This is a genomic window from Halochromatium sp. (genome assembly GCF_046541315.1).
GTDB lineage: Bacteria > Pseudomonadota > Gammaproteobacteria > Chromatiales > Chromatiaceae > Lamprobacter.
The window spans coordinates 1-2,897 of sequence record NZ_JBKHDN010000277.1 but is presented as its reverse complement, the minus strand read 5'-3'; the positions used below and the strand labels follow the sequence as shown (position 1 = coordinate 2,897).

Below are 2,897 nucleotides of genomic sequence, written 5' to 3'. Positions count from 1 at the left end.
GAGGTGCGCGACGGCGACATCCTGGTCGGCAAGGTCACGCCCAAGGGCGAGACCCAGCTCACGCCAGAGGAAAAACTGCTGCGCGCGATCTTCGGCGAGAAGGCCTCGGACGTGAAGGACACCTCGCTGCGGCTGCCCTCCGGCATGGCCGGCACCGTGGTCGACGTGCAGGTGTTCACCCGCGATGGCGTCGAGAAGGACAAGCGCGCGACCGAGATCGAGGAGATCGAACTCGAGCGCGTGCGCAAGGACTTGGCCGACCAACTGCGCATCATGGAGCAGGACACCTTCCAGCGGGTCGAGAAGATGCTGGTCGGCAAGGTGGCCGATGGCGGCCCCGGCGGATTCAAGGCCGGCGAGAAGATCACCAAGAAGTATCTCAACGATCTCGCCGAAGGCCAAGGCAAGGACAAGTGGCTCGAGATCCGGTTGCGCAGCGAAGAGTCGGCGGCGCAGCTGGAGGCGGTCGCGGCCCAGGTCAAGGAGCAGCGCGAGCTGTTTCGCGAGCGCTTCGAGATCAAGAAGCGCAAGATCACCCAGGGCGACGAGCTGCCGCCGGGCGTGCTGAAGATGGTCAAGACCTATGTCGCGGTCAAGCGGCGCTTCCAGCCCGGCGACAAGATGGCCGGTCGGCACGGCAACAAGGGCGTGATCTCGCGCGTGGTGCCGCAGGAGGACATGCCGTTCAGCGCCGATGGCGAGCCGGTCGATATCGTCCTCAATCCGCTCGGCGTGCCCTCGCGCATGAACGTCGGTCAGGTGCTCGAGACCCATCTCGGCTGGGCCGCGAAGGGACTCGGACAGCGCATCGATGCGATGCTGCGGGCGCAGGCCGATGTCGCCGAGGTGCGTGACTTCCTGGCCAAGATCTACAACAGCAGCGGCAAGCGCGAGGAACTCGATCGCTTCAGCGACGATGAGATCCTGGAACTGGCGGCCAACCTGCGCGGCGGCGTCCCGCTCGCGACCCCGGTCTTCGACGGCGCCACCGAGGAAGAGATCAAGTACATGCTCGATCTCGCCGGGCTCTCGCCCACCGGCCAGACCACGCTCTACGACGGGCGTACCGGCGAGCCGTTCGAGCGACCGGTGACGGTGGGCTATATGTACATGCTCAAGCTCAACCATCTGGTCGACGACAAGATGCACGCGCGCTCGACCGGGCCCTACAGTCTGGTGACCCAGCAGCCGCTCGGCGGCAAGGCGCAATTCGGCGGTCAGCGTTTCGGCGAGATGGAGGTCTGGGCGCTGGAGGCCTATGGCGCCGCGCACACCCTGCAGGAGATGCTGACGGTGAAGTCGGACGACGTCACCGGCCGCACCAAGATGTACAAGAACATCGTCGATGGCGATCACCGCATGGAGGCCGGGATGCCGGAGTCGTTCAACGTGCTGATCAAGGAAATCCGCTCGCTCGGCATCAACATCGAACTTGAGCAGGATTGAACAGGTTTGAAGGGGAGGCGTGAAGTGGGAAAGGTGAGACTTCACCTTTCCCTTCTTCCCTCTTGGCTTTCAAACTTCAAACTTCAAATCTTCACCTGGTGCTGCCATGAAAGATCTCCTCAGAATCATTAAGCAACAGGGTCAGGCCCTGGAGTTCGATGCCATCCGCATCGGCCTCGCGTCGCCCGAGATGATCCGCTCCTGGTCCTATGGCGAGGTCAAGAAGCCGGAGACCATCAACTACCGCACCTTCAAGCCGGAGCGCGACGGGCTGTTCTGCGCCAAGGTGTTCGGCCCGGTCAGCGACTACGAGTGCCTGTGCGGCAAGTACAAGCGGCTCAAGCACCGCGGCGTGGTCTGTGAGAAGTGCGGCGTCGAGGTGACCCTGGCCAAGGTGCGCCGCGAGCGCATGGGCCACATCGACCTGGCCAGCCCGGTCGCGCACATCTGGTTCCTGAAGTCGCTGCCGTCGCGCATCGGGCTGTTGCTCGACATGACCCTGCGCGACATCGAGCGGGTGCTCTACTTCGAGTCCTTCGTCGTCATCGATCCGGCGATGACCGATCTCGAACGCAATCAACTGCTCACCGACGATCAATACCTCGAGGCCTTGGAGACCCACGGCGACGAATTCGACGCGCGCATGGGCGCCGAGGCCGTGTTCGAGCTGCTGCGCAGCCTGGATCTCGATGCCGAGATCCGCAAGATGCGCGAGGACATGGAGGCCACCAACTCCGAGACCAAGCTCAAGAAGCTGACCAAGCGCCTGAAGCTGATCGAGTCGCTGAAGCTCTCGGGCAACCGGCCGGAATGGATGATCCTGAACGTGCTGCCGGTGCTGCCGCCGGAGCTGCGCCCGCTGGTGCCGCTCGATGGCGGCCGCTTCGCGACCTCGGATCTCAACGATCTCTATCGCCGGGTGATCAACCGCAACAACCGTCTCAAGCGGCTGCTGGATCTGATCGCGCCCGACATCATCGTGCGCAACGAGAAGCGCATGTTGCAGGAGTCGGTCGACGCGCTGCTCGACAACGGGCGTCGCGGTCGCGCCATCACCGGCACCAACAAGCGTCCGCTGAAGTCGCTCGCCGACATGATCAAGGGCAAGCAGGGCCGCTTCCGGCAGAACCTGCTCGGCAAGCGCGTCGACTACTCCGGGCGTTCGGTGATCGTCGTCGGCCCGACGCTCAAATTGCATCAGTGCGGGCTGCCGAAGCTGATGGCGCTGGAGCTGTTCAAGCCGTTCATCTTCAGCAAATTGCAGTTGCGCGGACTGGCGCCGACGATCAAGGCGGCGAAGAAGATGGTCGAGCGCGGCACGGTGGAGGTCTGGGACATCCTCGAAGAGGTGATCCGCGAGCATCCGGTGATGCTCAACCGCGCGCCGACGTTGCACCGTCTCGGCATCCAGGCCTTCGAGCCGGTGCTGATCGAGGGCAAGGCGATCCAGC

At 63.9% G+C, this 2,897-nt stretch carries 2 pseudogenes; both read left to right on the top strand.

The annotated features are described in order from the left end of the window. A pseudogene (gene rpoB, locus ACLFQI_RS13070) lies at positions 1-1,446 on the top strand (DNA-directed RNA polymerase subunit beta); the annotation flags it as partial. A 106-nt stretch (positions 1,447-1,552) separates the two neighbouring features. After that, positions 1,553-2,897, top strand: a pseudogene (locus ACLFQI_RS13065) (DNA-directed RNA polymerase subunit beta'); the annotation flags it as partial.